The sequence below is a fragment of the Ruegeria sp. TASC047 genome (assembly GCF_059612445.1).
Genome location: NZ_JBXWQP010000028.1, coordinates 45,580 through 70,466, shown reverse-complemented (window position 1 = coordinate 70,466; position 24,887 = coordinate 45,580). Strand labels below are relative to the sequence as shown.

The following is a 24,887-nucleotide window of genomic DNA, read 5'->3' as shown; positions in this document are numbered from 1 at the left end:
GGCCGAGGTGGCAGCGCCGGACATCGCGCCCGATAGGGCCTTGGGCGACATACCTCGAAAACGCCCTTGCCTGAGATGCGATGTTGTCTTCTGGAGCGAGGGCTTTGGAGAACGGATATGTCGGCGCTGCAAGGGGTTGAAAGCCTGGCGAAACGCCGTTGCCGTCAGCCCGGGTGCATCTCGCCGCCGCTGATTTCCATCGGTGCCCGCGCCGTCTTCCCAATACCGTACTGGACCCGTCAATTCGGCCTGTCTAGACATCGCTCGCATCACGCCGACCGATGTCTTATGGGGCGAAGGGGGCTGGGAACTTCCCCACCGTCACAGGAAACGCAGACGGCTCTATCACAAGGGCAGCTCTATCATTCGCCTGCGCCCAAGAAACCCAATCAAGAAAAGCCGAAGGTCTCTGCCACAGCCAACTGCGTCGCAGGAAGGCCTGCGCTGGCGATTGGTGGGAGAAAGGTAAAGCAAGACAGCCGTTCAGGGCGCGATTCCTGAAAAGCAGGTTTGAGCGAAATATAGTTCAACAGCCTATTGTAGAGATCTGCCGCGATAGCCATTTTTCATAAATTGGCACTCAGGTGTGGCGAGTGCCAATGTGTCCCTACGCATGCCATCCCTACCCGGAAATCTCGAAAAGGAGCATTTCCATGAAGTTTACCCCATTACATGACCGTGTCTTGGTCCGCCGTATTGAAGGCGATGAAAAGACCTCGGGCGGCCTGATCATCCCTGACAATGCAAAAGAAAAACCGCAGGAAGGCGAAGTCGTTTCCGTTGGCGCGGGTGCAAAAGACAACGCAGGCGCACGTATCGCAATGGACGTCAAAGCCGGCGACAAAATTCTGTTCTACAAATGGTCGGACACTGAAATTAAGATCGACAGTGAAGAGCTGATGATCATGAAGGAGAGCGACATCCTAGGCACTATGGCCTGAACAACGCTGAACCCTCACCCATTTTTTTAAGGAATACCGTCATGTCTGCAAAAGACGTCAAATTCGGCACGGACTCCCGTGATCGCATGCTCAAGGGCATCAATACGCTCGCCAACGCCGTCAAGGTCACGCTGGGTCCCAAGGGCCGCAACGTGGTCCTCGACAAATCCTATGGCGCGCCGCGCATCACCAAGGACGGTGTTACGGTCGCCAAGGAAATCGAACTCTCGGATGCGTTCGAAAAAATGGGCGCACAACTCGTCAAAGATGTTGCATCGCGCACAAATGACGAGGCTGGGGACGGCACGACCACCGCCACGGTTCTGGCCCAAGCCATCGTCAAGGAAGGTATGAAATCAGTCGCAGCGGGCATGAACCCGATGGACCTGAAACGCGGTATAGACAAAGCGGTCACCGCCGTTGTTGCCGAGGTCAAGGCAATGTCGCGGCCAGTGGGCGATAAGGCTGAGATCGCCAAGGTCGGAACCATTTCGGCAAACGGTGAAGCTGCTATCGGTCAACAGATCGCGGACGCGATGGCCAAGGTCGGCAACGAAGGTGTCATCACCGTCGAAGAGAACAAAGGGTTGGAGACCGAGACCGAAGTGGTCGAGGGCATGCAGTTTGATCGTGGCTATCTCAGCCCGTATTTCATCACAGATACCGCCAAGATGACGGCGACCCTGGAAGACTGCGTCATCCTCCTGCACGAGAAGAAACTGACGTCTCTGGCCCCTATGGTGCCCTTGCTTGAAGCCGTCATGCAGGCGAACAAGCAGCTCTTGGTGATGGCCGAAGACATTGACGGCGAAGCGCTCGCAACCCTTGTGGTGAACAAGCTGCGCGGTGGCCTGAAAGTGGCCGGTGTCAAAGCGCCTGGTTTTGGGGATCGCCGCAAAGCGATGCTGGAGGATCTTGCCATCCTGACCGGTGGACAGGTGATCTCCGAGGAAATGGGTATCAAGCTCGAAAATGTCACGATGGACATGCTTGGCGATGCCAAAAAGATCACAATCACCAAGGACACGACAACTGTGATCGACGGCGCAGGCGACAAAGAGGCTATCGCTTCGCGTGTCACTCAAATCCGCGCCCAGATCGAAGAGACCACCTCTGACTACGACAAGGAAAAGCTGCAGGAGCGGCTGGCCAAACTGGTGGGCGGTGTTGCGGTGATAAAAGTTGGTGGTGCGACCGAGATCGAAGTGAAAGAGCGCAAGGATCGGGTTGATGACGCCTTGAACGCAACTCGTGCGGCGGTCCAAGAGGGCGTCGTACCAGGCGGAGGCGTCGCACTTGTCCATGCCGGCAAGGTTCTGGAAGGGCTAAAAGGAGACAACGCGGATCAAGATGCCGGTATCAAGATCATCCGCAAAGCACTTCAGGCACCGTTGCGCCAGATTGCGGAAAACGCCGGTGTTGATGGCTCAGTCGTTGCTGGAAAAGTACTTGAGAACGCCAGCAAGACGTTCGGCTATGATGCGCAGCTCGACCGGTACGGCGATATGTTGAAGGCCGGTGTCATTGATCCGACAAAGGTCGTTCGGATCGCGCTGGAATATGCCGCATCGGTTGCCGGCCTGCTGGTCACCACTGAAGCGATGGTGGCGGACAAACCCGCCAAGCCGAACCGCCACGGCATACCCGACATGGAGGGTATGGAAGGCATGATGTAGAAGCGAACTTTTGCTCGCGGCCTTGGAACCAATCTTTATGAGCCGCGAGCAGCATATTCCTGAAGACGGCTCGCACCAGCGACCCGGCTTTTTATAGTCGCTCTGCCCCCTAAGTAGACCATGTCTGAAGGCTCCGCTTTCTGACATTAAATCGCTCCAAGCTGATCTGTGTCAGCGTCGAAAACTGGAATGTAAGCTAGCTAGAATATGCCCGCTGAAAATTCAGCAGGAAGTGTGTTTTCGAGTTTTAAAGCGGCGCGAAAGTTGCAGTTCCCTAAAAAAGAAATTCTTCTTTCGCGCGCCGCTCTTTCTCGAAGTGCCTAGGAAAGGACACAACAATGAAACTCAACCCCAATACCATCTCGGAAAAGATGAAGTCCGTTAAAGCCAGCTGTGGAGGCGCACCCTTCGGTGAAAAAAGAACGCAGGCCTGGAGACATTACAACGCTGCTGAGACCGCGCACAAAGCGAATGACGACATCAAGACGAAATACGAACTCGACGCTGCCAGGAAAGCCCTTGCGTAAAAAATAACGGCCGCGTGAAAAAGCAGGCCAGTTTGCGCAAATGCAGAATGTAGTGCGCCGGGACCTGAACCGCAATCTATGATGGATTGCCCTATCTTGATTGGAAAAAACGTGAAAAATGAAATTCTCGTAGCTGCCCTCATGACATCCGTCGCATTCTCCGCCCATGCAATGTCCGCCGAAATTGATACTGACGGCGACGGCATGGCATCCTTCGCTGAACTTCAGGTTTCATATCCTGAACTCTCCGAGGAAGTGTTCGGCGACATCGACACAAATGGTGATGGACTCGTCGACGACGAGGAAATGGCTATCGCCGTCGAGCTTGGCAACCTCGCGGATCCCGAAACCGATGCCTGAAACCAAAGTTTGGAGTATGCGCCATGCAAAATCGTGATTTGTTCAGATGGACCTTCACAGCGTCAGGGCTCTGGTTGATCTTGTCGCCATTTTTACTTCTTGGTGGCCAATCAGCTCTTAGCAATGCCGTCATTGGTGATGCAGGACTGCTCATTCTCTCGGGGCTTTTGGCATTGACCGTAGCGGGTTACGGCCACAACAAACATTACCTTGTCCAGACCTACCTGGGAGTTTCTTACGGTTTGATTTTGGTAGCGGCGCCTTGGCTGTTCGGATTCACTGAACCTATGACCGCCTGGAATGCCGGCGTCGTCGGAACGGCTCTGGTTCTGGCGGGCCTTTATGTGGTGTTTCAGAAAATGCCGAAACATCACGCATAGTGAAAAACATTGTGCGGGGCGGCAAACGCCCCACACTTTTAATCGTTGTCCTTGCCAATACTACTCACCCTGCATCTCTTCCGGAGATGGCTATTAGCCATTGACCGCGAGTCGAACGCTTCGCGACTTATGGAGGAAGGGACAGACTCTCCCATTGGATCAAAGCCATAACCTCTCGAACTGTGCAACTCGTGTGCAATTGCAGACGAAAGTCCGCAAAGCGCACGAAAGTAGCATCCTGTTCAAACGCAGCGAATTCACACTATGTCCGCTCAGCGGACCTTCGCCGCACGCCACATCAAGGTCTGCAACGCGGACCTTCCGGATATTAGATCCTTTGGATCAAACGGCACTGAACGGCCCTGAACCGACTTTGACCTAAATTGTGACGATTGGATGTTCAATCTCCACTAGCGACGTTGTGACAGTCTGTGCAAATGTCCGCTATCTCCTTGTTCTTCGCCTGGGCGCTCAGAACACAACCCGTGCACGCAGACCCAAGAGCGTAATGCTGGACTGCCCCGGATTGAGTAGCGGATTGTTGATGAACTGGATTGACGGGGTGATCTGTAAGCCCGGGGAAATCGAGAAGCGATAGAAGGCTTCCAGCGTCGTCTGGCTGCCGGGGATGCCGTTCGCTTCGGCCCAGTTCAGCCCGATCCCCGCAAGGTCGGTATTGCGGCCATAATAGCCGATCCCGGCAGACACGGATTTCTCGTAAAGCGCCGCCGTGCCCTTGGACCAGCCCGCCCGAACAAAAGGCATCCAATGGTTGTCGATGAACCAGGCTGCGGAGAAGGCTGCACCGTAGTCCTCGGCCCTGCTGCCATCATCGGCGGCATCCGCGTGCCAGAGCGTGAGGTGAACATTGTCGAAGTGAATCCGGTCAAAGCCCGAGGTGTAACCAATCTCAAGGCTTTTGAAGAGGTTGCCGTGGTCGAACACATCAAAATCCGGTTGTGCCGGATCCGCATTGGCATCGGCGACACTTGCAACCGCGTAAAAGTTCGAGCCCAGCCTCAGCCCACCGGCAATGCCAAGGCCCGCATTGGGCGCATTGATCGTCGGATTGGTATTGAATGCCAGGTTCTGAAACCCGGTATAGGGGCTGACCAGACCGTACACATCGACGAAATCGGTCACGTCGATCTGGCCGACCTGCAGAGTCCAATTGCCGTTTGCGCTGCGCTGGGTCCAGAACAGGTTGGTCAGCATGGTACCATTATCGTTGAACGCCGTGCCGGTGATCGACAAAGCACCGCCATCCAATCCCAAGAACTGAGGAGCAACCGCTCCGTAGGCATGGCGATGCTCGACCTTGAAGGTCAGCGAACCAAGTTCCGTGGCCTGCCATGATCCATAAAAACGCGCAATGCCGCCGCCCGCTTCGCCCTCGCCGATGTCCGAGCTGGAATTCTGTCCGAGGGTAAGATAGTCGATGTTGAACCGGAACCCTTGCTTGGCCAGCCGGTCCTTCCAAGCAAACCAGCCCGGGGCAATGTTGCGGGGAAAGGTGCTGCGGAACTGCGGATCGGTCAGACCATCGCCTTGCTCCAGATCGGCGGCAGTGGAAGACGGGCCGGAAAGGCCACTGCTCTGAGCATATGCGGCGGGTCCACAGAACACGGTCAGGGACCAGACGGCGAGAGTCCACAAGGCAGTCTTCATTTCGTCTCTCCGCAGTCCTTGGTCGAGAAACACAGCGTGTTGCCAGCACCCGGCAAGTTTCCTGTCATGTCCCGGATGCCGTGCATCATCAGCGTGGCAATGGCAGGCTTACCCTTCGTCATGGTGACCAGAACAATGTGATCCTCGGAAAGACCCAGATCCGGAAACTGCTCCCCGCCCGTCGTCGCAAGCTGGATGTAGTCGCGCCCGTTCCGGTGCTCGTATGCCATCGCCTGAACATGGCCATTGAAAACAGTGTACGGGCGATCCGACAGCGCGGCTTCGATCCGCGCAAACGGAGTGTCTCCGTCCAGCTTCCAGGCAGGCTTGTGGGTGAACAGGAATGTCCAGCGCACATTGGTGTTGTCGGATATCGCCTTCAGGACATACGCGACCTGCGCTTCGCTGATCGTCCCCGCGCTGCGATGGGGATGAGACGCGTAGGCCGTTTTCGAAAACGCTTCGCGTCCGTCGGATTTGTAAGTCTCCACCGCCTCTGCCCGCAGACGCGCTATGTTTGCCCGGTCGCCTGGCGGGGTATCCTCGGTGTCAAGCACCAGGAACAGCACGTCCTTGTAACGGAAATGATAGTAAGTCGGGCCATAGCGTTTTGCCCAGATCTGCCGGGAAAGGTCGGTGGACAGGTCGTGGTTGCCGCCGACGTAAAAGACGGGCGCGGGAATGTTGTTCACTTTCGCATCATAGACATCCCATTCCGCCTCGAACTCGGCCGGTTCGATCTCGCCTCCTTCGATAAGATCGCCGACACTGATCACGAAGTCCGGGCGCAACAGTTCCAGTTGCGCCATGGCCACGTCGAACACGCCGGTACGCTCGCCGCCGGTCAGGTCCGCATGAATCGCAAAGGTGAACTTGCCGGGGTCGCTGTCGAACCGGTCATGCGTGTAAGGGGCAGGGCCATCGCTGGTGGGAAGCGTTTGTGCTAGGACGGCAGCCGTGCATCCGAACGCTCCAACGGTCAGAGACAGAGTTGCCAGAACGATAGGGATGAGATTCATCGAACAGCCTCTTGGTGGATGCAGGTGCGGGGCGGCCGAGGGAACAAACAACCCCGCCTATGGCTCAAAATTGGTCGGTTCGCTACCAATCATTTGATAGCGTATTGGGTCAAAAGGATTTTCCGGATACTCTCGCATCGACCAGCGTCCAGCTTGTCTCCAAGATATTCGCCATCTTCAGCGGCCTTCTTCATCACCAGTGCCTTGGCTTTGTCGCCATCGAGCGATGCAAAATCTTTGGTCGTGGCGGCGACAAGAAGCGCGTACCGACCGTTGTCGTCATCCGTCATGAAGTTGTCGCGGCAATACTCCATGGCGCCCGCATTCGCGCCCAGCTTGGAGGCATCCGACACCTGTGCAAAGGTTGCCGTCGCGGCCATTAGCGCGCCGAGTATCAGACCAAAAGAAAATATGCGTTGCATGTTGTTTTCCTGTGTTTTCTTGAGCTTCATTTCGAATGGATGCAGGGCGGCCGAGGTAAAGAAACCGCCCCGCTGTGTCACCGCTAAGTGACGGAGCCTAGATCATAGGATCAGGGATAAACTTTCGGTTCTGAAACCGCTGGCCGGTACATGATGCTGTCACTATCGACCAACGTGTTCTTGTAGGCCCGCCCGTCCTTCATCACAAACTGCAGCTTGCTTTCGTCTAGGATCAGGTTGATGTCCTCCAGCGGGTTACCGTCCCACAGCAGGATGTCCGCATAGCTATCGGGCGCGATCCGGCCAAGGTGGTAAGTCGGATAAGGATTCTTCGGACCAGACCACCCCATCACGATACCGGCATTTCCGGTCCAGTGCTTTAGCGCTTGGGCGGGTGTAAAGCCCGCATCCACATTACAGGTGATGTCTTCCTTGATCTTCTCGACAAGACCCGGGCTGAACATGTCTGAGCCGCCAACGATAAACATCCCGTATTCGTTCATCCACTTGGACATCGCGCGAACGCCTTCACCGACCCTGACACCCTTGAGTTTCTGTTCGTGGGTGAAGAAGGCAGGCATGGACTCGTAGCTGCCGAACGATTTGACGCTCATGTAGCACTGGAAGCTCCAGACGATGTCCTGAGACTCTTCGTATTTGGCCACCATACGTTTGACCATATCTTCGGATATGAGGAAACCATGCTCGAAGGAGCGCGTGCCAAGGCGCAGGTGCCGATCATAGCTTTCGTCGTGATAGGCGTGGACCGCAACGTAAGTGCCGTTGTCGGCCGCGATCTCGACAGCCTTGGCGACCTCTTCTTCGGACAGACCCAGGATATCGAGCGGATCGAACTCGCTGGCGACTCCGCCGCCTCCCATGACCTTGATGAACCCCGCGCCGCGCCGCAGGTTCAGGCGCACGGCTTTCGTGACCTCATCCGGGCCATCGACGACCCAGGTGTTCTGACTGGCCTGCGCGACGTCAGCGTGGTCGGCAAGATCCCCAGGCGGGATGTTTCGCCCGGCAAAGTCACCATGACCGCCGGTTTGGGAAATCGCGCCACCAGAGGAGATAATACGCGGACCAGGTAACAGGCCCATGTCAATGGCTTTTGCAATGTCCAGAGGATCACCGGCAATATCTCTAACCGACGTAATGCCTTTCATCAGGATGTTGTTGACCAGGTGATGCTGTGCGATGGCCCCGCCGGCCGCCTCGTCCCACCGCGTTTGATAGGCGGCAGTGCCCTCTGGTGCATTCAGCATCACGTGCTGGTGCATGTCGATCAGCCCGGGAGTCATCGTTTTGCCGGTCGCATCCACTTCGAAAGCCCCTTCAACCTCAATCGGGTCGGTCGAGACCTGTGTGATGACATTGCCCTCGACCAGAACATTCGCGTCCATAATCAGGTCCGGGCTGAACCCGTCAAACACATTAACATTGGTGAACAGTATGGGCGGTGGCCCATTCTCCTGCGCGTATACCGAACCGGCAATGGCTGTCGCGAGCGCCAAGCCGGCAATCGAGTTCAAGAGTTGTGGCATTTCATTCTCCCATTGGACGCAGCACCAGAAAAGGGGCTCGTATGGGAAGGCAGTATAGCGAACGGCTCGGATGCGGACCTGTCCCGGCGGATCACCCAAGCCAGTTTTTTGACCTATGGAGATTGATTTAGGCATTTTTTCCTGCCCAGGCTTCTGACAGCGGGTACGCTTCAGAGCGTCGATAGACCGGAGACAGAATCAATGCCACAGGACCTACCACTCGTCAAACTGAGCGTTCTCCGGCCATTCGCGTCGGAACTTCGCAAGCGTGGTGTTGACCCTGCGTCGGCGTTCGAAAATGTCGGATTGAGCGAGGAGATGTCGCTTGATCCCGAGGCATCGGTTCATGTCATGGTCATCACGCAATTTGTCGAGAACGCAGCAGAAGTGGCACAGGACTGCTATTTGGCCGCTCGTGTGGCTTCTCATCTAAAGCTTGACGGTTGGCCAACGCTTGCGGATGCGGAGGCCCGTGCCGCGACCGTTGGCGATTATCTGTCGATCTTTGTTGCAACAGCGAACAGAATTGCTTCCTCGGCCGAAGAATTTCTTCATCTCGACGGCGCGACTGTAACCTTGGGGGAGCGGCGCGCCTTCGAACCGACCGTCGTGCCGGCACAAAACGACGCCTTCATGGTCGGACTCGGCTTGGCCATTTTGCGTCGCGCATTGCACAATCACCTCGATCCCTCTCAGATGACCGTTATCGTCAGCGATCCCAAAGCTCTCCCGCCCGAGTTCGACCTGATGCGGCCGATAAAGGGCGACCGCATGGGTTTTCGGCTCCGTTTTCCCTCCTCCTGGCTGGCGGCGCCCTTCGAAAACGCGAGTTTCGACGATGCTCAATACGCGGAAAAGGACAAGGATGCGCCGGAATTCGTCCGCTCTTTTCGCCAGATGTTGCGCGCCCACATGGGAAGGGGTGGCTTGACGGCATCCGAATGTGCTGAGCTCGCATCGATGAGCCAGCAGAAACTGAAACGGCGCTTGGCCGCGTTTGGGTCCGATATCACCCGCGAGATCGACGTTGTCCGTCAGGAATACGCGCGCGAAGCTCTTACTGCCACGGAACGATCAATTGCGGACATTGCCTCCTCGCTGGGCTTCTCGGACCCGGCGAACTTCACCCGCGCCTTTCGCCGAGCGAATGGTTTGACACCAACGGATTTCCGAAAATCTAATCGCGACTTGAGCAGCGAGAAAACTTAATTTGCCAAGGCAACCGGACATTCTGGCTGCAAGAAATTGCGACTGTAGTGTTTGCACCTTGGAACCTGGCGAAAGCCTCAAGGAACGGCCGCTTAACGCCCTTTGCGACGGCTTCCGCGCGCACTGCCCAAGACCGCTTCGGGCTCTTTCCGGCCGTTAGCTGCGTTTTGCACCAAGGTCCGCACTGAGTATGTTAATGCTTGAAACAGTTCTCTCTGTGCCAGGTTACAAACTCGGTCCTTGGCCGGTTGGCGAGGCGGTCCGGCACCAAGATCTTGCCGGACGCGTTGATCATCGATGTCACGGCTTCGATGTCGTTGCTCTGACGGGAAACCAGAATAGTCAGGTCGTCAGCTAAACCAACGAGACCGCGATCAAACATCCAATGTGCAGTTCCGGACAGGGCGAGCCCGTTGCTGACGATGTCGGGTCCGTCATGCTCTACAGGTCTGATATGAGCGGCTTCCACTTCAGCTCGGCCACCGCCATTTATCAGACGTAATCCAGTGATGGCGCAGCGCTCGCCGTAGGCGCGCAGGACGTTCTTTCTGAAATTACGATCGCGAACCGCCCGGTTGGTCAGTTGGTTGACGCGTTCCCGTGCGGGCATGTGTCGGAAAGGTGTTTGCGCGTCTTGAAAACCTGGCAGCTGCATCGAGTCACCAACGCGAGGCAGGATGTCCTCGTCCCGTCCAAGACCACGTTCGACAATTCGGGCAAAGTCTTCAGCTGAAAGGGTTCTTACCGCAGCTTGCGCGCGTCCAGATATCTTGCCTTGATCGTTCAGCAATCCGCTTTCGATGACTGAATTCTCGTCTCGGAATGAAACAGGGTCGCCGAAATCAAGATAGGTCCCCGGCTCAATCACCGCCAAGAACATTTCCGGTTTCCTAGGATCCGGAATGATCTCCTGGACCTTAGCGACAGCAAAATAGCCTTTGGTCTCTTTGACCTTGCTTGGCTCGAGGTAGACGATCCAATCCCCTTCGCACTGTTGGGCACGCGAGAGGTATTGTTTGGGAAACTGATACCGCTCCGAGGGAATATCGTCGTAGATCGAGTCGCTGCGATGGATGAAAATACCGAAGGCCATCGGATCACCCGCGTTGCAGGCGTTCCAGTTTTCGATCGGCCGCGCGAAGTGTCAGCACCGCACCTGTCAAAAATGGAAGTGCCAAGCCAGCTGCGGCGATGGCAAGAATCAAGATGGCGGCCAAAACCGAGTATTCGGCAGACTGTTGTGCCAATGATAGTCGACCCAAGCCAATCAAGTAGAACACGCTGGTTCCCAGGAAGATCAGGTAAAGCGGCCCAAAGGGTTCAATCACCTCGCGGCGAGTGCGCTCCAAGACCGAATGCCGCAACATGTTCCAGCGTTTGCTTGCCTTGTTCACCAGATTACTCCCTTACCAACTCGATCCATGTGTGCACGTCATCATCCGTCACTTCGCGGCCTTCGACATGCGATTGATACCAACGGGCGACAATGGCCCCGCGCTTTTCACTTTTGATTTTTATGCCCTCATCGGTGAGGTGCTTATCCAGCGAGCTTTCGATGTGTTTGAGGGCTTCGAAATCATGTCCTGCCCGAATGGATTTGGTGCCCAGAAGTAGCCAGGGTACGTCTACCTCGAACCGCTCACCCATCGCGACTAAGGCTTCTACGGGCATTCCGCGCTGGCCCTTTTCGTAGCTGTGATACGCGCGCGGTGAGACACCGATAGCTTCCGCCATGGCCGCTTGTGAGAAGCCGATTTCATTGCGAGCAATGGTGAGACGAGCACCCATTGCAGCAAAAAGATCAGCATGTTTCTGCGGCATCTGAATTTTCCAATTGACTACTTCGTCGAAATTCGCGAGCTTTGCAAAAAATGACGAACATTTACAGTTAATCACATCTGACCACGTCAGAAGGTGCAGAACAAGCGATTCCATGCGTGTCGCTGATTCAACTTATGCGGACAAGGACGACTGAAATGGCAGAGACCAACTATTCAGACAGCTCGCAGATCCTGGGGCTCGGGAAAACACCCGCGCAGTGGGTCGAAGTTATGGCCGGGATGGGGATCGATATTTCAGAACGCACGTTGCGTGAACGCGCCAATGAGACGGGCGCATTTTATCGCCTTGGGCGAACCATGCTGATCACGCCCGCGCAGATTGATACGATTTTTGAAGGAGGCCAGTCATGCCGCTCCAAATTTACAAGAGGGGCCGTGTCTACTGGGCCAAGGGGTGGATCGAATACAACGGCAGGCCAATCGCCGGCCCATACCGGCGAAGCACTAAGGCATCTACAGAAGAGGGCGCACGGGACTGGATAAACCATGAGACCGAACGTCAGATCCGTCGCTATGTCGTGGGCGACGAACCGAGCAAGACGTTCTCTGATGCAATCATGCTCTACAACGCGTCCCCGAAGGCGGCGAAGCAGTTGATCCCGATTGTCGAAGTGATCGGCGACCTGTCGTTAGGTGCGATATCTGGCGCGTTACTGAAAAGCCTTGGGCCGAAGCTGAAACCCAAAGCGTCGACGGATACCTGGTGGCGCGAGATCGTGACGCCCGCGAGTGCGGTGATCAACAACGCGCATGAGCTGGAAGGCACGCCGCTGATCCGCGTGAAACCCTACGACAAGTTCGAGCGGATCGCTCAGGACAAGCGGCGAGGGAAGCTCAGCCGCGTCGAGCGCACACCAGCTGATAAGGAATGGATCGAGGCATTTTGTCGTGCCGCCGACCCATACAATGCCGCACTGGTGCGTTTTATGTTTGAGACGGCTGCAAGGATTGATCAAGCCGTGTCCTTGGAGCCCGATGACCTAAGGCCGCACGAAAACAAAGTCCGCGTGAAAGCTCAGAAGGGGCATCCGGAAAGCTGGATCACCGTTTCGCCTCAGATGATGGACGAGCTACTCGCACTGCCTCCCAAACGTCCCAAGAACCGCAAGACCGGCAAGCTCATGAAGGCGCGCATCTTCGGCTATGGGAGCTCCACCGGTTACAACACGCGCTGGAAGACGATCTGCAAACGCGCGGGCATCTCGTACCTTTCAGCCCACCCGGCAGGGCGGCACGGGTTTTTCACGGAGCTTGTTGTCCGTCAGGGCGTCGATCCCGTCACAGCAGCCAAGGCTGGACGTTGGTCAGACCCCAATTTGCCCATGCGGATTTATGCCCACGCAGAGACCGATGAGGCCGACATTAGGGCCCGTTTTCGTACAAACCACGTACAGGATGACACTGTACAAGCACCCAACAGTAAGAAATCACAAAAGGAATAGCGCTATGAACGCATCCCTCCTAAGGGGCAGGTTGCAGGTTCGAATCCTGCCGGGGTCACCAAAAATACAGGATAATATATCGGATACCGGGATTCAGCGGCCAGCGGTGTCGTCACGGTTTACTGAACATTGCGAAGGCATATGCCGAAACATGTAAAATTCGCGCCATTCGATTTTCTATAACCTTGCGCAGCCCCGCCGATCAGATCGCCACCAATCATGGCGAGGGCGATTCAGTCAATGAGGTATCGTTCAAAAACGGTCACATCAGTGCGTCGGAGGTTTGGTCCGTCAGTTGGCCTGAAGTCAGCGCAGCAAGGGCCAACATCACGGACGCGGTGCCGAGGACCATTGGCAATCCTCCGATCTGATAAGTCAGGCCGGACAGAACCGTGCCGATCAGCCGGCCTGTTGCATTTGCCATGTAATAAAATCCGACATCCATTGTCACACGTTCGGACCGGGTGAAAGCCAGGATCAGATAGGAATGCAGCGATGAATTCACCGCAAATATTGCTCCGAAGATCAGCAGCCCAACCACAAGCGTTTTGGTCAGCCAGGTTTCAGGCCCATTTGACAGCGATACGGCCAATGTTAGAGCCGCAGGAACGCAGAAAAGGGCAATCGCCCAATTACGTGCCGCGCGGATCAAATCGCCTTCGATTCGATCCGCCGCACGAAGGATCTTTGGCGCGTAGGCCTGCACTGCGCCATAGAGGATGACCCACAGCGCCATGAATGTTCCGATCATGAAGAACGCGGCACGGTTGCCGTCGTCGGTGCCATCCGACAGGACGGTGTAGAAATAGATCGGAATGCCGACCACGAACCAGACATCGCGCGCACCGAACAGAAAGACGCGCGCTGCGGATAACCAGTTCACATTGGCGGATTTAGACAATACTTCCGAGAACTTTGCCCCTTTTCGCCCCTTCGGCAGGCCAGCTGGCATGAATAGGATAACTGCAAACAGGATCAGTGCCAAAACCGCCGCCATGACCAGGATTGCCGCCATGAATCCCAACTTGGCCAGCATGGCCGCGCCCAACAGGAAACCCAGCCCTTTGACGGCGTTTTTTGATCCGGTCAGCACCGCGACCCACCGAAACAGCCCTCCGCCCTCGGCCGGGGCCAGTAATTTGACTGATGATTTCGACGACATCTTGGCCAGATCCTTGGCCACTCCGCTTGCCCCCTGCACCATCATCACAAAGCTGACTGAGGCGGTAACGGTCCAGTGCGGATCAAGCTGCGTCATGGCAAGCAACGCCACCACCTGCAGCCCCAATCCTGCATAAAGGGTGGACGTCAACCCGAACCGGGCGGCAATCCAGCCTGCGGCCAGGTTGGTGACGATCCCAGCAATCTCGTAAAGCACAAACAGATAGGCCAGCTGAACAGGTGAGAATCCCATGGTGTGAAAGTGCAGCAGCACCAGCATCCTGAGCGCCCCGTCGGTCAGCATGAAGGCCCAATAGGCCGCCGTGACCGCGATATAAGCCGACAGTCCTTCGGGCCGCTGGGTCACAGCGAGGACCCAACCATCAGCGCCACATCCACCAAGCGGTGCGCATAGCCCATCTCATTGTCGTACCACGCATAGATTTTCACCTGCGTCCCGTTTATCACCATGGTCGAAGGCGCATCGACAATCGAGGAGCGTTTGTCATTGGTGTAATCGGTGGATACCAGTGGGCGGGTCTCATAACCCAGAATACCCTTCAGATCACCCTCAGCCGCGGCTTTGAAGAGGGCGTTGACCTCATCAACCGTGGTGGACCGCTCAACTTCGAATACGCAATCGGTCAGCGAGGCGTTCAAAAGCGGCACCCTGACGGCGTGACCATTCAGACGCCCCTTGAGTTCGGGATAGATCAGAGTGATGGCCGTGGCCGAGCCGGTCGTGGTCGGGATCAGTGAGTTGAGGGCCGACCGTGCGCGCCGCAAGTCTTTTGCGGGCCGATCAACGATCGTTTGCGTGTTGGTCACGTCATGGATCGTGGTCATCGACCCATGGCGGATACCCAGATTCTCGTGGATCACCTTGACCACCGGCGCCAGGCAATTCGTTGTGCAAGAGGCCGCTGTCACAATTTTATGGGTCGCGGGGTCGTATGTGCCGTCATTCACACCGGCAACGATATTGGCCGTCGGGCCGTCTTTGACCGGGGCCGAGACGACGACCTTCTTCACCCCGGCATCAAAATACGGGGCCAGCTTGGCCTCGGTCTTGAACACGCCCGTACAGTCGATCACGACGTCGACGCCGTCCAGCGGTAGGGTGTTCTGGTCTTTCGTGCCGATGAACGGCAGGTGGGTTCCATTCACAGTGATGCTGTCGGCATCAAAGCTGAATTCTGCATCCCATCGCCCATGCACGGTGTCGAACTCCAACAGATGCGCGTGCATCTGGGGGTCGCCGACGGCATCGTTGATCCAGGCAATCTTTGCCCCCTGTTCCAAGAGTGGCTTCAGGGCCAGTTTCCCCATTCGGCCAAGGCCGTTCAAAGCGTAAGTCGTCATGGTGCATCCTCAAGTGGCGATCGCGCGATTTCATCAACGGCGGATTGCAGTGCGATCCGGTCCAGGCTTTCAACCGGCAGCGATGTAAAGGCTTGAATCCGACGCTTCAGCGCGCCGTACGCGTTTTGAAAGGCCAGGCTTTTCTCGGCATCGGAGCCTTCTGTCTTGACTGGATCCGCCATGCCCCAGTGACCGCTGATCGGCTGGCCTTCCCAGGCGGGACATTCTTCGTTTGCAGCCTGATTGCAGACCGTAAAAACGAAATCCATTTCAGGCGCGCCCGACCCCGAGAACTCGGATACATTCTTTGAGCGGAGCGCCGAAGTATCGTGCCCCTTGTCTTGCAGAACCCGAATTGCAAACGGGTTGAGTTCGGAAAACGGTCGTATGCCGGCCGAATACACATTGAACCGATCCCCGCCGATATCCCGCAAAAGGGATTCGGCAAAGATCGACCGGGCAGAATTACCCACGCAAATGAACAACACATTGAACTTTCGGTCGGCCATGGGCTCGCGTCCTTTCGCCAAGGGCACGCAAAGATCGGGTCGGCCGCGACAGCAATCCACGAGCAGGAAATCGAACATGTGCTGCACGTTCTTCATCTCAATCGAATAGAGCAGTGACGTCCCGGAGCGTTCCTGCTTGACCAGCCCAGACCGCTGCAACGCGTTGAGATAGTTCGATAAGGTGCTGGGTTTGATCCCCAATTCCGACGCCATTTCGCCCGCCGGAACAGTGTCGGGGTACCTTCGCATCAACATGCGAAAAACGGTGATACGTTGTGGGTGGCCAAGGATGGCCAGCTGGTTGGTTATCTTTTCTGTCATATTTCATGAAATATGGAATTATAGGTATGAAGTCAAAACGCCTTTTGCGTAGTTACAAAAATTTCACAAACTGGAAGCTCGCCCCATTAGATTTATCATTGGCCCAATACCTCGACGACAACATCTTGTGAGAAGAGAGGAAAGGCCCGAACGGACACAACTGGTCTTGCAGGCTTCAGGCTGACAGTTTAAATGAGCCATCTCATCCGGAAGAGACCAGTTTCGGATGACTCAAGGCGCCGCTGTAGCTCAGCTGGTAGAGCACGTCATTCGTAATGATGGGGTCGGGGGTTCGAGTCCCTTCAGCGGCACCACAAGTTTCAGTATCCACGCTTTGATGCAAACCCTTCGACTTCCGGCCGGGCCCGCTTCAATGCGGAGAATCGTGTTATGATGTTGGCAAGCACTGCGTTTTCTATCACCGCACCATATCGTCTGGTCGACCAAGTATCGCTATAAGGTGCTGACCGGTGCGGTGCGCCTGCGGGTGCGCGCCATCGTCCGTCAGGTCTGCCACGAGAACGAGGTCGACATCTTGCGCGGGGTGTTGTCGAGCGATCCCGTGCATTTGTTCGTGTCGGTGCCGCCGAAGATTGCCATCTCGGGTCTGGTGCGCAAGATGAAGGGCCGTTCGTCTCACAAGGTGCAACGGGAAATTCCCGCGCTACGCAGCCGCTACTATGGACGCCGGTTCTGGGGCAGGGGGTATTTCTCAACCACCAACGGCGCCATCACCGAGAACATCGTGCTGCAATACCTCGAAAACAATATCGCCGATCCTGCCGACGCCAGTCTGTAGTCGTTTAGTCCCGGCATCATATGAATTGAGGATAAGTGTTTGATATTGTGCCTTGGCTTAGACAATCACCTCGATCGCCTCCTGAGCGCCAACGCCAAACACCCGCTTATAGCGTTCGATCTGGTCCTTCGGGCCCATCGCCTTTTCCGGGTTGTCCGACAGCTTTACCGTCGGGCGTCCATTGGCGGATACGGCTTTGCAGACCAATGAGAACGGTGCCAGCGAGTCATTTGGAACCAGACCGCGGAAATCGTTGGTCAGCAAGGTACCCCAGCCAAAGGATACTTTGGTGCGGTCAGCAAACTGCGCATGCAATTCCTGGATTTTGTCCACATCCAACCCGTCCGAGAAAATGATCCGTTTCTGGGTCGGGTCTTCACCGCGCGCTTTCCACCAGTCGATGGCCACCTCGGCGGCGGTGGCCGGATCACCGCTGTCGATGCGAATACCGGTCCAGCCCGCCAGCCAGTCGGGTGCGTTGTCCAGAAAGCCCTTGGTGCCGTAGGTATCGGGCAAAATGATGCGCAGATTGCCGTCATGTTCGTCATGCCAATCGCTGAGAACGTCATAAGGGGCCTGCGCCAGTTCGGCATCGGTGTCGGCCAGCGCGGAATAGACCATCGGCAGCTCATGCGCGTTGGTGCCGATGGCCTCAACCTCACGCCGCATCGCGATCAGGCAGTTTGAGGTTCCGGTAAACGCGGGGCCAAGCCCTTCGATCATTGCCTGCACGCACCAGTCCTGCCACAGGAAGGAATGCCGTCGTCGTGTGCCGAAATCGGCAATCCCAAGACCGTTGATCGTGCTCAGCTTTTCGATCTTTTCCCATACGCGGGTCATCGCGCGGGCATATAGCACCTGTAGCGCAAACCGGCGCATGTCGTTCAGCACCGCACGCGATCGCAGTTCCATCAGCACCGCCAGCGCCGGAATTTCCCACAACATGACCTCGTGCCATTTACCTTCGAAGGTCAGTTCATACTGATCGCCTTTGCGTTCAAGGTGGTAGGGCGGCAGGCGCATATTCTCGAACCATTCCATGAAATCGGAACGGAACATCTGGCGTTTTCCATAGAACATGTTGCCCCGTAGCCAGGTGCTTTCCCCCCGGCTGAGACTAAGCGAGCGGATATGATCCAGCTGTTCCCGCAGCTCGCCTTCATCGATCAAACGGGCCAAAGGCACGTGATTCGACCGGTTGATCAGGGAAAACACCACATTTGTTTGGGGCTTGTTTCGAAACACTGACTGGCACATCAGCAGTTTGTAGAAGTCTGTATCGATTAAAGACCGGACAATCGGGTCAATCTTCCATTTATGATTGTAGACGCGGGTCGCGATGTCGACCATGGGGAACTCCTGCGATTTCCGTAGTTAGATCAATCGACAACGGGAATGGCAAGAGTCGCTGATTTGGTGACAATGCCAGCATGACGTCACAATACGGGCATATTGTGCATTGTTTTCGCCGGTTAGTGAGAGAAGGGGATGGAAAGACGAAACTGAGTTTGTGAATGGGTCTCGAGTACGATTTTGATATTGTTAATGTAGCACTGAACGAAATTGACCCGGAGAAGCTGGGGTCAGACTCTGATGTGGAACGCCAGGTGTGTGCGGTGTTTCGTGACATCAGAACGGCAGATGCGCTACGGGGAACATCGCCGAAAATCCGCAAGATTTTCCTGGATGCCGGGTTCAGCCTCGAGTCGCGGAACAGCGGCATCGTGCCCGGTGTGTTTCCGGCCGAAGATCAGGTGGACCGGGTCAGGATTCTGCGTTCTCTGTTTGAGAACATAAAATCGCGCGGTGTTCAGGGGGAATATTGCGGCGAGTTCAACCTGTGGGATTTTCTGCATTACATTCGGATGGCGCAGCCCATGGCCGGGATTGTGCGTACGCGTCAGGTGCGAAAACCGCCGCCACAGCCACAGCAGCCTGTTTCGGACCGTCGGCGTTCAATTTCTGCGCGTATCGGGCTGGCGTTTGGGCTGGCCGTTGTTCTGTTTGTGACGATCAAGCTGCTGGCAGCTGCCGGGGCAACACCTTAGGCCAGCGTAACACCGGCGTCGCGCATGGCCTGCTCGGCGGCAGCCAGCGATCCGTCCATGTCAATCGCGCGGCAGGCATCCATCCGGACTGTGACATCAAAGCGCAACCGGGCAGCGTCTACAGCCGTATAGTGAACGCAGAAATCGGTCGCCAATCCAACCAGTGTCAAACGGGTGATGCCTCGGGTCTCAAGATAGCCTTTCAGGCCTGTTGGCGTCTGATGGTCATTTTCGAAAAAAGCGGAATAACTGTCGATGCCACTGCGGAACCCCTTGCGCAGGATCAAATCACCATCAGTGCGCAACTCGGGGTGAAACGAAGCACCATTTGAGCCCTGAACGCAATGGTCCGGCCACAGCACCTGCGGGCCATAAGGCATGTCGATCAGCTCGAACGGGTTTTTGCCTTTGTGCGAGCTGGCAAAGGAAGAATGCCCCGCCGGATGCCAGTCTTGCGTCAGGATCACGGCGTCGAACTCCTCCATCATGGCATTGATAGACGCGACGATTTCGTCTCCTCCAGCCACTGCCAAGGCACCGCCGGGGCAGAAATCGTTCTGGACATCGATGACAAGCAGGGCATGGGTCATTGCGGCCTCCGTGTAACTGCCTTATCGGTAGGGGGCTGGGGGCGGGGCGTCAATGCAATCCCTTGCGACTCCGGGTTTGCGGGGGTAGATCGCGCATATGTACACGATCGCTGCCCTCTATCACTTTACCCGATTCCCAGACCCCGTCACACTGCGCGAACCGTTGCTTGATCTGTGCCGCGCGCAGTCCGTCACGGGAACGCTGTTGCTGGCGCAGGAAGGTATCAACGGCACCATCGCAGGTCCACGCGCCGGAATCGATGCGGTTCTTGCGCATATCCGGGCTTTGCCCGGTTGCTCGGATCTGGAGTGGAAAGAGGCGACCTCGGACCATCCGCCTTTCGGCAAGATGAAGGTGCGGCTGAAGAAAGAGATCGTGACCATGGGTCAGCCGGATGTCGATCCGCGCGCCCGTGTCGGCAACTATGTTGACCCGCAGGACTGGAATGATCTGATCCGTTCGGACGATGTCGTGGTGATCGACACCCGCAATGACTACGAAGTGGCGATCGGCACGTTTGAAGGCGCAATAGACCCTGAAACAGCCAGTTTCCGCGAATTTCCTGCCTGGTGGGAGGCGAACAAGGACCGCTTTCACAACAAGCGCGTTGCCATGTTCTGCACCGGCGGCATCCGGTGCGAGAAGTCCACCAATTACCTGCTGGGGCAGGGGGTCGATGATGTCTATCACCTCAAAGGTGGCATCCTGCGCTATCTTGAAGAGATGCCATCCGAAGACAGCTCGTGGCAGGGTGAATGTTTTGTGTTCGACAATCGTGTCTCGGTAGGGCACGGCCTTGTTGAAGGACCGCACAAGCTGTGCCATGGCTGCCGTCGCCCGATCCTGCCCGAGGATATGAAACGCCCCGAATATGAACATGGCGTGTCCTGTCACCAATGCGTCGACGAAACCTCCGAGGCCGACAAGATACGCTTTCGTGAACGGCAAAAACAGATAGTGCTTGCGCGCAAGCGGGGCGAGCCGCATTTGCGTCAGGACTGAAAGCGGGTTGCAGGCCCTTGCTTTAGGTCGGATGATCACCCTCAGACTAGGCTGAGAGAGCGTTCATGCATCGCAAACCCACAACTCTGGAAGAATGGAAATCGACCCTGATTGCGGCATTGGGGCTGGTTCTGACAAGTTTTCTTGCCTGGTTCGGGTTGTCGCGCCTGAACGAAACCGCTGCGGGTGACATGATCGGAACAATCGCGTCGGTTGGCCTGCTGATCTGGCTGGTGTCGCAATCCTGGTACTACATGACACAGGTGAAATCGCCGCGACGGCTTTTGTTCCTAATGGGCGTGTCATTCATCCAGGTCGTCCCGTTCCTGTTCGCCGCCGTCTACGGGGCATTTGGGTACAACGACAACTGTGTGGTCGGGGCGCAGGGTCCGGGGGATGTCCTGTATTTCTCATATGTCACCTTCACCACGGTCGGGTATGGCGACATGTCCCCGACCGGCCTGTGTCGCGGGCTTGCCGTGTCCGAGGCTGTAACCGGTTACATTCTGCTGGGTATGTTTGTTGCGGCGGCGGTTGCGCTTTATACCCGCAATCATGCGCCAGAAGACCCTAAGTAAGGGTTATCTGTTGTGATCAATCCAGCGGGACATCATTTTCTTGTCCCGAAAACACTCGGACGGGATCGGGCGGCGCTTGCTGTGTGAGATCCGTTCGGCGAATGCCACCTGCTTGCCCGTCGGGTAATCGTCGAATTGCGACGTGCCGCGCGGTTTGTGGGCCGAAATCCAGTCGGACAACAACCGCCTGTCGCGCTGCGCCTCGACCGGGATCTCAAGCGCTGATTTCTCGGCAATGGCGCGCGCATATCGCATCTGCCGGTCTGTTACCGGAAGCAGATGGTAGTCGTTGTTTGGCCCGTTCAGTGCCACGTGGCGCATGTGCTGGGTCATCGGTTTGTCCTCTGACTATGTGGAACATATATAGAACATTAACCAAAAATTTCAAGGTTTGTGAGCGATGGCAGGCGTTATCTTGCCGCTTGGATGATTTTATTGACTGGCGAATCAATAACCTTTAGGGCCGATTCCAGACGACCAAATGCCCCGTCCGGACGGGGTCGAGCGAAAAGGACACGGTATGAAGTTTCAGCCCAAGGCCAGCCATTTCATTGACGGCACCTATGTCGAGGATACCGAAGGCGCGGCCATTGACGTGATCTACCCCGCTACCGGCGAGGTGATTGCCCGTCTGCATTCGGCGACGCCGGCGATTGTGGAAAAGGCTTTGAACAGCGCGAAAACCGCTCAGGCAGCATGGGCCGCACTGACCGGAACAGAACGCGGCCGCGTTCTGCGCCGCGCGGCTGACATCATGCGCGACCGCAACTACGACCTGTCGGTTCTGGAAACCCATGACACCGGCAAACCGCTTCAGGAAACCACGGTGGCAGATGCCACATCAGGTGCGGATGCGCTGGAATATTTCGGCGGGTTGGCCGCCTCTCTGACCGGCGAGCATATTCCGCTGGGCGGTGGCGATTTCGTCTACACCATCCGTCAGGCGCTGGGCGTTTGCGTCGGCATCGGCGCGTGGAATTATCCCACGCAGATTGCCTGCTGGAAAGGTGCCCCGGCGCTGGCCTGCGGCAATACGATGGTCTTCAAGCCTTCGGAAACCACGCCTCTTTCGGCGTTGAAAGTGGCCGAGATTCTTGTCGAGGCCGGTGCGCCCAAGGGTGTCTACAACGTGATTCAGGGCTATGGCGACGTAGGCGCCGCGCTGGTCACCGATCCGCGTGTGGCCAAGGTCTCGCTGACCGGATCGGTGCCGACAGGCCGCAAGGTTTATGCCGCGGCAGCTGACGGTATGAAGCACGTGACCATGGAACTGGGCGGCAAATCTCCGATGATCGTCTTTGACGATGCCGACATCGAAAACGCGGTGTCCGGCGCGATCCTTGGCAACTTCTATTCATCGGGCCAGGTCTGTTCCAACGGTACCCGCGTCTTTGTGCAAAAAGGTATCAAGGATGCCTTCCTGAAACGCCTGTCCGAACGTCTGGCCAACGCCAAAATCGGTGATCCGATGGACGAGGACGTCAGCTTTGGCCCGATGGTCAGCGAAAACCAGTTGAACATCGCGCTGAGCTATGTCGACAAAGCCAGGGCCGAGGGCGCAAGGCTGGTCTTCGGCGGCAACCGGATCGAAGGCGACGGTTTCTACATGCAGCCAACCGTTTTTGCGGATGTGACCGATGACATGACCATCGCGCGCGAGGAAATTTTTGGCCCCGTCATGTCGGTGCTGGATTTCGACACGGAATCCGAGGTCATGGCCCGTGCCAATAACACTGAATTTGGTCTGGCCGCAGGCGTGTTCACCAATGACCTGACCCGCGCGCACCGTGTTGTGGCCGGGTTCGAGGCGGGAACCTGTTATATCAATACCTATAACCTTGCCCCGGTCGAAGCCCCGTTTGGGGGATCGAAAATGTCGGGTGTCGGACGCGAGAACTCGAAGCTGGCGATCAACCATTTTTCGGAAATGAAAACAGTCTACGTTTCCATGAATGACGTCGAAGCCCCTTACTAGGGTCTTTTCTTCGTTCGTTTTCCTCTGTTCCCGACATTTGGCGTCGGGGACAGAGTACAAGCCCGCCCTTACCTGTGGCTGACTTTCCTGTACCGGCCCCGCCCGACAGGAGAGCTCTCATGACGCATAACCCGCAGACAAATACATTTTCCAGGGTTGCCGATTTCACGCTGACCCGCGCGGCCTCGGACATGCCTGAAAGCGCACTAGAGGCTGCGGCGCTGATGATGCTCGACACGATGGGGATCCTGATCGCATCCGGCCCGATGCAGGCAGGTGTGATCGCGCGGGACACGGCGGCATTGCTTTATGCCAGCACAATTCCTGCATATGGCGCACGGATGCTGTTCGATGGCCGCACTGTCAGCATGGCGGGTGCCGCCTATGCTGCCGCCACGCAAACCGACAATCTAGATGGTCACGATGGATACAACCCAACCAAGGGCCATATCGGGGTGGTTGTGTTGCCAACGCTGACCGCACTGGCCGAACATTGCCCGAACCTGACCGGACCCGAGGCTTTGGCGGCGGTCGTTACCGGGTACGAGGTGGCCGGGCGCGCGGGCCTATCGCTGCACGCCAGTGTCAGCGATTACCACACATCCGGTGCCTGGAACGCGCTGGGCGTGGTTGCGATGGCGGCGCGCCTGCGCGGATTATCTGCCGACCAGATGCAGCAGGCGATGGGGATCGCCGAATATCACGGTCCACGCAGCCAGATGATGCGCGAGATTGCCAACCCCACAATGCTGCATGACGGGTCGGGCTGGGGCGCGATGGTGGGGCTGTCCGCCGCTGTTCTGGCCGAACGCGGCTTTACCGGCGCGCCCGCCATCACCATCGAGGCGGAAGAGGTCACACCCTACTGGGAGGATCTGGGCACCTTTTGGCAGGTCGAACATCAATACGTGAAACCCTATCCGATCTGTCGCTGGGCCCATGCCGCGATTGATGGCGTGCGCGCTGTCATGATCGCGCATGACCTGACCAGCGCGCAGATCGAAACTTTGCATATCAATAGCTTTCGTCAGGCGGCCTGCCTTTTTGCGGGACTGCCCGAAACAACCTCGCAAGCGCAGTATTCCCTGTCATTTGCCGTGGCAGTTCAGGCCGTTTACGGGCGCATTGGCGTTGAACATATCTCAGGGTCTGGCCTGTCTGATCCCGTGGTTGCCAATCTGATGTCCCGCATCACAGTCGCGGAAAGCGAACACCACAGCGCCCGGTTTCCCGAAGGGCGATGGGCAGATGTCACGATCACGACAACGGATGGCCGAGTTCTGAAATCCGGGGATATAAATGCCCGTGGCGGCCCCGAGGCCCCCATGTCACGGGACAATGTCACCGCCAAGTATACGCAGTTTGCGGCCCCTGTGCTTGGACAGGATCGTGCCGACCGCATCCGTCGTGTGATACTTGGCTGGCCGGACAAAAGCGCGCGGTATGCAGACCTGACACCGCTGATTTTTGATCCACCAGAACCGTGAACTGTACCCGTCCCGCCTGCAA

25 protein-coding genes, 1 tRNA gene and 1 pseudogene are annotated in these 24,887 nt (G+C 56.7%); 14 read left to right on the top strand and 13 right to left on the bottom strand.

Features of this window, described 5'->3' with window-relative positions:
• Positions 1-653: 653 nt before the first annotated feature.
• From AC2FLO_RS07115 to AC2FLO_RS07095, 5 genes are all read left to right on the top strand, one after another.
• Positions 654-941 carry a co-chaperone GroES gene (locus tag AC2FLO_RS07115; protein ID WP_496753194.1) on the top strand — a complete coding sequence of 96 codons (288 nt, stop codon included), beginning with the start codon at positions 654-656 and terminating at the stop codon, positions 939-941.
• 41 nt (positions 942-982) lie between these two features.
• Positions 983-2,617: a chaperonin GroEL gene (gene groL / locus AC2FLO_RS07110; protein ID WP_496753193.1), complete on the top strand. Its 1,635-nt coding sequence runs from the start codon at positions 983-985 to the stop codon at positions 2,615-2,617.
• A gap of 338 nt (positions 2,618-2,955) precedes the next feature.
• Positions 2,956-3,144, top strand: coding sequence for a hypothetical protein (locus AC2FLO_RS07105; protein ID WP_496753192.1), 189 nt, complete (start codon positions 2,956-2,958; stop codon positions 3,142-3,144).
• A 111-nt stretch (positions 3,145-3,255) separates the two neighbouring features.
• A complete protein-coding gene (locus AC2FLO_RS07100) occupies positions 3,256-3,504 on the top strand; it encodes an EF-hand domain-containing protein (RefSeq protein ID WP_496753191.1) in 249 nt (82 codons plus the stop codon).
• A 23-nt stretch (positions 3,505-3,527) separates the two neighbouring features.
• Complete coding sequence (locus tag AC2FLO_RS07095; RefSeq protein WP_496753190.1) at positions 3,528-3,884, top strand: SPW repeat domain-containing protein; 357 nt, start codon at positions 3,528-3,530, stop codon at positions 3,882-3,884.
• Between the two features lie 471 nt (positions 3,885-4,355).
• Here AC2FLO_RS07095 and AC2FLO_RS07090 read toward each other — a convergent pair whose 3' ends face one another.
• The 4 genes from AC2FLO_RS07090 to AC2FLO_RS07075 all read right to left on the bottom strand — a co-directional run bounded on the left by AC2FLO_RS07090 (position 4,356) and on the right by AC2FLO_RS07075 (position 8,540).
• Positions 4,356-5,552, bottom strand: a complete 1,197-nt coding sequence (locus AC2FLO_RS07090; RefSeq protein ID WP_496753189.1) for a carbohydrate porin — start codon at positions 5,550-5,552, stop codon at positions 4,356-4,358.
• Positions 5,549-6,571 (bottom strand): metallophosphoesterase family protein, encoded by a 1,023-nt coding sequence (locus AC2FLO_RS07085; RefSeq protein WP_496753188.1) that lies wholly within the window; start codon positions 6,569-6,571, stop codon positions 5,549-5,551. The genes AC2FLO_RS07090 and AC2FLO_RS07085 overlap by 4 nt, the downstream gene beginning before the upstream one ends.
• An 89-nt stretch (positions 6,572-6,660) precedes the next feature.
• Positions 6,661-6,993, bottom strand: a complete 333-nt coding sequence (locus AC2FLO_RS07080; RefSeq protein WP_496753187.1) for a hypothetical protein — start codon at positions 6,991-6,993, stop codon at positions 6,661-6,663.
• Positions 6,994-7,103: 110 nt separating this feature from the next.
• Positions 7,104-8,540 (bottom strand): metal-dependent hydrolase family protein, encoded by a 1,437-nt coding sequence (locus AC2FLO_RS07075; protein WP_496753186.1) that lies wholly within the window; start codon positions 8,538-8,540, stop codon positions 7,104-7,106.
• A gap of 201 nt (positions 8,541-8,741) precedes the next feature.
• On the opposite strand from AC2FLO_RS07075, the gene AC2FLO_RS07070 reads away from it, so the two are divergent.
• Positions 8,742-9,749: a helix-turn-helix domain-containing protein gene (locus tag AC2FLO_RS07070; protein ID WP_496753185.1), complete on the top strand. Its 1,008-nt coding sequence runs from the start codon at positions 8,742-8,744 to the stop codon at positions 9,747-9,749.
• 193 nt (positions 9,750-9,942) lie between these two features.
• Here AC2FLO_RS07070 and AC2FLO_RS07065 read toward each other — a convergent pair whose 3' ends face one another.
• Genes AC2FLO_RS07065 through AC2FLO_RS07055 form a run of 3 tightly spaced genes read right to left on the bottom strand, consistent with a single transcriptional unit; the run spans position 9,943 to position 11,684 of the window.
• A complete protein-coding gene (locus AC2FLO_RS07065; RefSeq protein ID WP_480748582.1) occupies positions 9,943-10,842 on the bottom strand; it encodes an HNH endonuclease in 900 nt (299 codons plus the stop codon).
• A gap of 4 nt (positions 10,843-10,846) precedes the next feature.
• Positions 10,847-11,143 carry a hypothetical protein gene (locus AC2FLO_RS07060; RefSeq protein ID WP_480748583.1) on the bottom strand — a complete coding sequence of 99 codons (297 nt, stop codon included), beginning with the start codon at positions 11,141-11,143 and terminating at the stop codon, positions 10,847-10,849.
• A 4-nt stretch (positions 11,144-11,147) separates the two neighbouring features.
• Positions 11,148-11,684, bottom strand: coding sequence for a helix-turn-helix domain-containing protein (locus tag AC2FLO_RS07055; RefSeq protein WP_496753184.1), 537 nt, complete (start codon positions 11,682-11,684; stop codon positions 11,148-11,150).
• Between the two features lie 253 nt (positions 11,685-11,937).
• Here AC2FLO_RS07055 and AC2FLO_RS07050 point away from each other — a divergent pair, with 253 nt between their 5' ends.
• Entirely contained in the window at positions 11,938-13,032 is a 1,095-nt protein-coding gene (locus AC2FLO_RS07050) for a tyrosine-type recombinase/integrase (protein WP_170361263.1), read from the top strand.
• A 262-nt stretch (positions 13,033-13,294) separates the two neighbouring features.
• Here AC2FLO_RS07050 and arsJ read toward each other — a convergent pair whose 3' ends face one another.
• From arsJ to AC2FLO_RS07035, 3 genes are read right to left on the bottom strand one after another with little or no spacing between them, the layout of a single operon-like run.
• A complete protein-coding gene (arsJ, locus tag AC2FLO_RS07045) occupies positions 13,295-14,560 on the bottom strand; it encodes an organoarsenical effux MFS transporter ArsJ (RefSeq protein WP_480586885.1) in 1,266 nt (421 codons plus the stop codon).
• Positions 14,557-15,555, bottom strand: a complete 999-nt coding sequence (locus AC2FLO_RS07040) for an ArsJ-associated glyceraldehyde-3-phosphate dehydrogenase (protein ID WP_496753183.1) — start codon at positions 15,553-15,555, stop codon at positions 14,557-14,559. The genes arsJ and AC2FLO_RS07040 overlap by 4 nt, the downstream gene beginning before the upstream one ends.
• Positions 15,552-16,385: an arsenate reductase/protein-tyrosine-phosphatase family protein gene (locus AC2FLO_RS07035; protein ID WP_496753182.1), complete on the bottom strand. Its 834-nt coding sequence runs from the start codon at positions 16,383-16,385 to the stop codon at positions 15,552-15,554. The genes AC2FLO_RS07040 and AC2FLO_RS07035 overlap by 4 nt, the downstream gene beginning before the upstream one ends.
• A 238-nt stretch (positions 16,386-16,623) precedes the next feature.
• Here AC2FLO_RS07035 and AC2FLO_RS07030 point away from each other — a divergent pair.
• A tRNA-Thr gene (locus tag AC2FLO_RS07030) sits at positions 16,624-16,699 on the top strand.
• Between the two features lie 75 nt (positions 16,700-16,774).
• Positions 16,775-17,184, top strand: a pseudogene (gene tnpA / locus AC2FLO_RS07025) (IS200/IS605 family transposase); the annotation flags it as partial.
• A gap of 57 nt (positions 17,185-17,241) precedes the next feature.
• Here tnpA and pncB read toward each other — a convergent pair.
• Complete coding sequence (pncB, locus tag AC2FLO_RS07020) at positions 17,242-18,534, bottom strand: nicotinate phosphoribosyltransferase (protein WP_480484546.1); 1,293 nt, start codon at positions 18,532-18,534, stop codon at positions 17,242-17,244.
• Between the two features lie 164 nt (positions 18,535-18,698).
• On the opposite strand from pncB, the gene AC2FLO_RS07015 reads away from it, so the two are divergent.
• Positions 18,699-19,232: a hypothetical protein gene (locus AC2FLO_RS07015; protein WP_496753181.1), complete on the top strand. Its 534-nt coding sequence runs from the start codon at positions 18,699-18,701 to the stop codon at positions 19,230-19,232.
• Here the strand turns inward: AC2FLO_RS07015 and pncA are convergent.
• Positions 19,229-19,822, bottom strand: coding sequence for a bifunctional nicotinamidase/pyrazinamidase (pncA, locus tag AC2FLO_RS07010; protein ID WP_496753180.1), 594 nt, complete (start codon positions 19,820-19,822; stop codon positions 19,229-19,231). The two genes, AC2FLO_RS07015 and pncA, sit on opposite strands and share 4 nt — an antisense overlap.
• A gap of 97 nt (positions 19,823-19,919) precedes the next feature.
• Between pncA and trhO the strand changes: the two genes are divergently transcribed.
• Positions 19,920-20,825 carry an oxygen-dependent tRNA uridine(34) hydroxylase TrhO gene (gene trhO / locus AC2FLO_RS07005; RefSeq protein ID WP_496753179.1) on the top strand — a complete coding sequence of 302 codons (906 nt, stop codon included), beginning with the start codon at positions 19,920-19,922 and terminating at the stop codon, positions 20,823-20,825.
• A gap of 65 nt (positions 20,826-20,890) precedes the next feature.
• Entirely contained in the window at positions 20,891-21,403 is a 513-nt protein-coding gene (locus AC2FLO_RS07000; RefSeq protein ID WP_480487029.1) for a potassium channel family protein, read from the top strand.
• Positions 21,404-21,406: 3 nt separating this feature from the next.
• Here the strand turns inward: AC2FLO_RS07000 and AC2FLO_RS06995 are convergent, their stop codons facing one another.
• Entirely contained in the window at positions 21,407-21,736 is a 330-nt protein-coding gene (locus tag AC2FLO_RS06995; protein WP_496753178.1) for a hypothetical protein, read from the bottom strand.
• 187 nt (positions 21,737-21,923) lie between these two features.
• On the opposite strand from AC2FLO_RS06995, the gene betB reads away from it, so the two are divergent.
• Together betB and AC2FLO_RS06985 are read left to right on the top strand one after the other, a co-directional pair.
• Positions 21,924-23,378 (top strand): betaine-aldehyde dehydrogenase, encoded by a 1,455-nt coding sequence (gene betB / locus AC2FLO_RS06990; RefSeq protein WP_496753177.1) that lies wholly within the window; start codon positions 21,924-21,926, stop codon positions 23,376-23,378.
• Between the two features lie 119 nt (positions 23,379-23,497).
• Positions 23,498-24,865, top strand: a complete 1,368-nt coding sequence (locus AC2FLO_RS06985; RefSeq protein ID WP_496753176.1) for an MmgE/PrpD family protein — start codon at positions 23,498-23,500, stop codon at positions 24,863-24,865.
• The last annotated feature ends 22 nt before the right edge of the window (positions 24,866-24,887 follow it).

Coding starts and splice junctions, on each gene's coding strand:
- AC2FLO_RS07115 (WP_496753194.1), top strand. CDS start 654: ATGAAGTTTACCCCATTACATGACCGTGTCTTGGTCCGCCGTATTGAA.
- groL (WP_496753193.1), top strand. CDS start 983: ATGTCTGCAAAAGACGTCAAATTCGGCACGGACTCCCGTGATCGCATG.
- AC2FLO_RS07105 (WP_496753192.1), top strand. CDS start 2,956: ATGAAACTCAACCCCAATACCATCTCGGAAAAGATGAAGTCCGTTAAA.
- AC2FLO_RS07095 (WP_496753190.1), top strand. CDS start 3,528: ATGCAAAATCGTGATTTGTTCAGATGGACCTTCACAGCGTCAGGGCTC.
- AC2FLO_RS07090 (WP_496753189.1), bottom strand. CDS start 5,552: ATGAAGACTGCCTTGTGGACTCTCGCCGTCTGGTCCCTGACCGTGTTC.
- AC2FLO_RS07085 (WP_496753188.1), bottom strand. CDS start 6,571: ATGAATCTCATCCCTATCGTTCTGGCAACTCTGTCTCTGACCGTTGGA.
- AC2FLO_RS07080 (WP_496753187.1), bottom strand. CDS start 6,993: ATGCAACGCATATTTTCTTTTGGTCTGATACTCGGCGCGCTAATGGCC.
- AC2FLO_RS07075 (WP_496753186.1), bottom strand. CDS start 8,540: ATGCCACAACTCTTGAACTCGATTGCCGGCTTGGCGCTCGCGACAGCC.
- AC2FLO_RS07070 (WP_496753185.1), top strand. CDS start 8,742: ATGCCACAGGACCTACCACTCGTCAAACTGAGCGTTCTCCGGCCATTC.
- AC2FLO_RS07065 (WP_480748582.1), bottom strand. CDS start 10,842: ATGGCCTTCGGTATTTTCATCCATCGCAGCGACTCGATCTACGACGAT.
- AC2FLO_RS07055 (WP_496753184.1), bottom strand. CDS start 11,684: ATGGAATCGCTTGTTCTGCACCTTCTGACGTGGTCAGATGTGATTAAC.
- AC2FLO_RS07050 (WP_170361263.1), top strand. CDS start 11,938: ATGCCGCTCCAAATTTACAAGAGGGGCCGTGTCTACTGGGCCAAGGGG.
- AC2FLO_RS07040 (WP_496753183.1), bottom strand. CDS start 15,555: ATGACGACTTACGCTTTGAACGGCCTTGGCCGAATGGGGAAACTGGCC.
- AC2FLO_RS07035 (WP_496753182.1), bottom strand. CDS start 16,385: ATGACAGAAAAGATAACCAACCAGCTGGCCATCCTTGGCCACCCACAA.
- pncB (WP_480484546.1), bottom strand. CDS start 18,534: ATGGTCGACATCGCGACCCGCGTCTACAATCATAAATGGAAGATTGAC.
- AC2FLO_RS07015 (WP_496753181.1), top strand. CDS start 18,699: ATGGGTCTCGAGTACGATTTTGATATTGTTAATGTAGCACTGAACGAA.
- pncA (WP_496753180.1), bottom strand. CDS start 19,822: ATGACCCATGCCCTGCTTGTCATCGATGTCCAGAACGATTTCTGCCCC.
- trhO (WP_496753179.1), top strand. CDS start 19,920: ATGTACACGATCGCTGCCCTCTATCACTTTACCCGATTCCCAGACCCC.
- AC2FLO_RS07000 (WP_480487029.1), top strand. CDS start 20,891: ATGCATCGCAAACCCACAACTCTGGAAGAATGGAAATCGACCCTGATT.
- AC2FLO_RS06995 (WP_496753178.1), bottom strand. CDS start 21,736: ATGACCCAGCACATGCGCCACGTGGCACTGAACGGGCCAAACAACGAC.
- betB (WP_496753177.1), top strand. CDS start 21,924: ATGAAGTTTCAGCCCAAGGCCAGCCATTTCATTGACGGCACCTATGTC.
- AC2FLO_RS06985 (WP_496753176.1), top strand. CDS start 23,498: ATGACGCATAACCCGCAGACAAATACATTTTCCAGGGTTGCCGATTTC.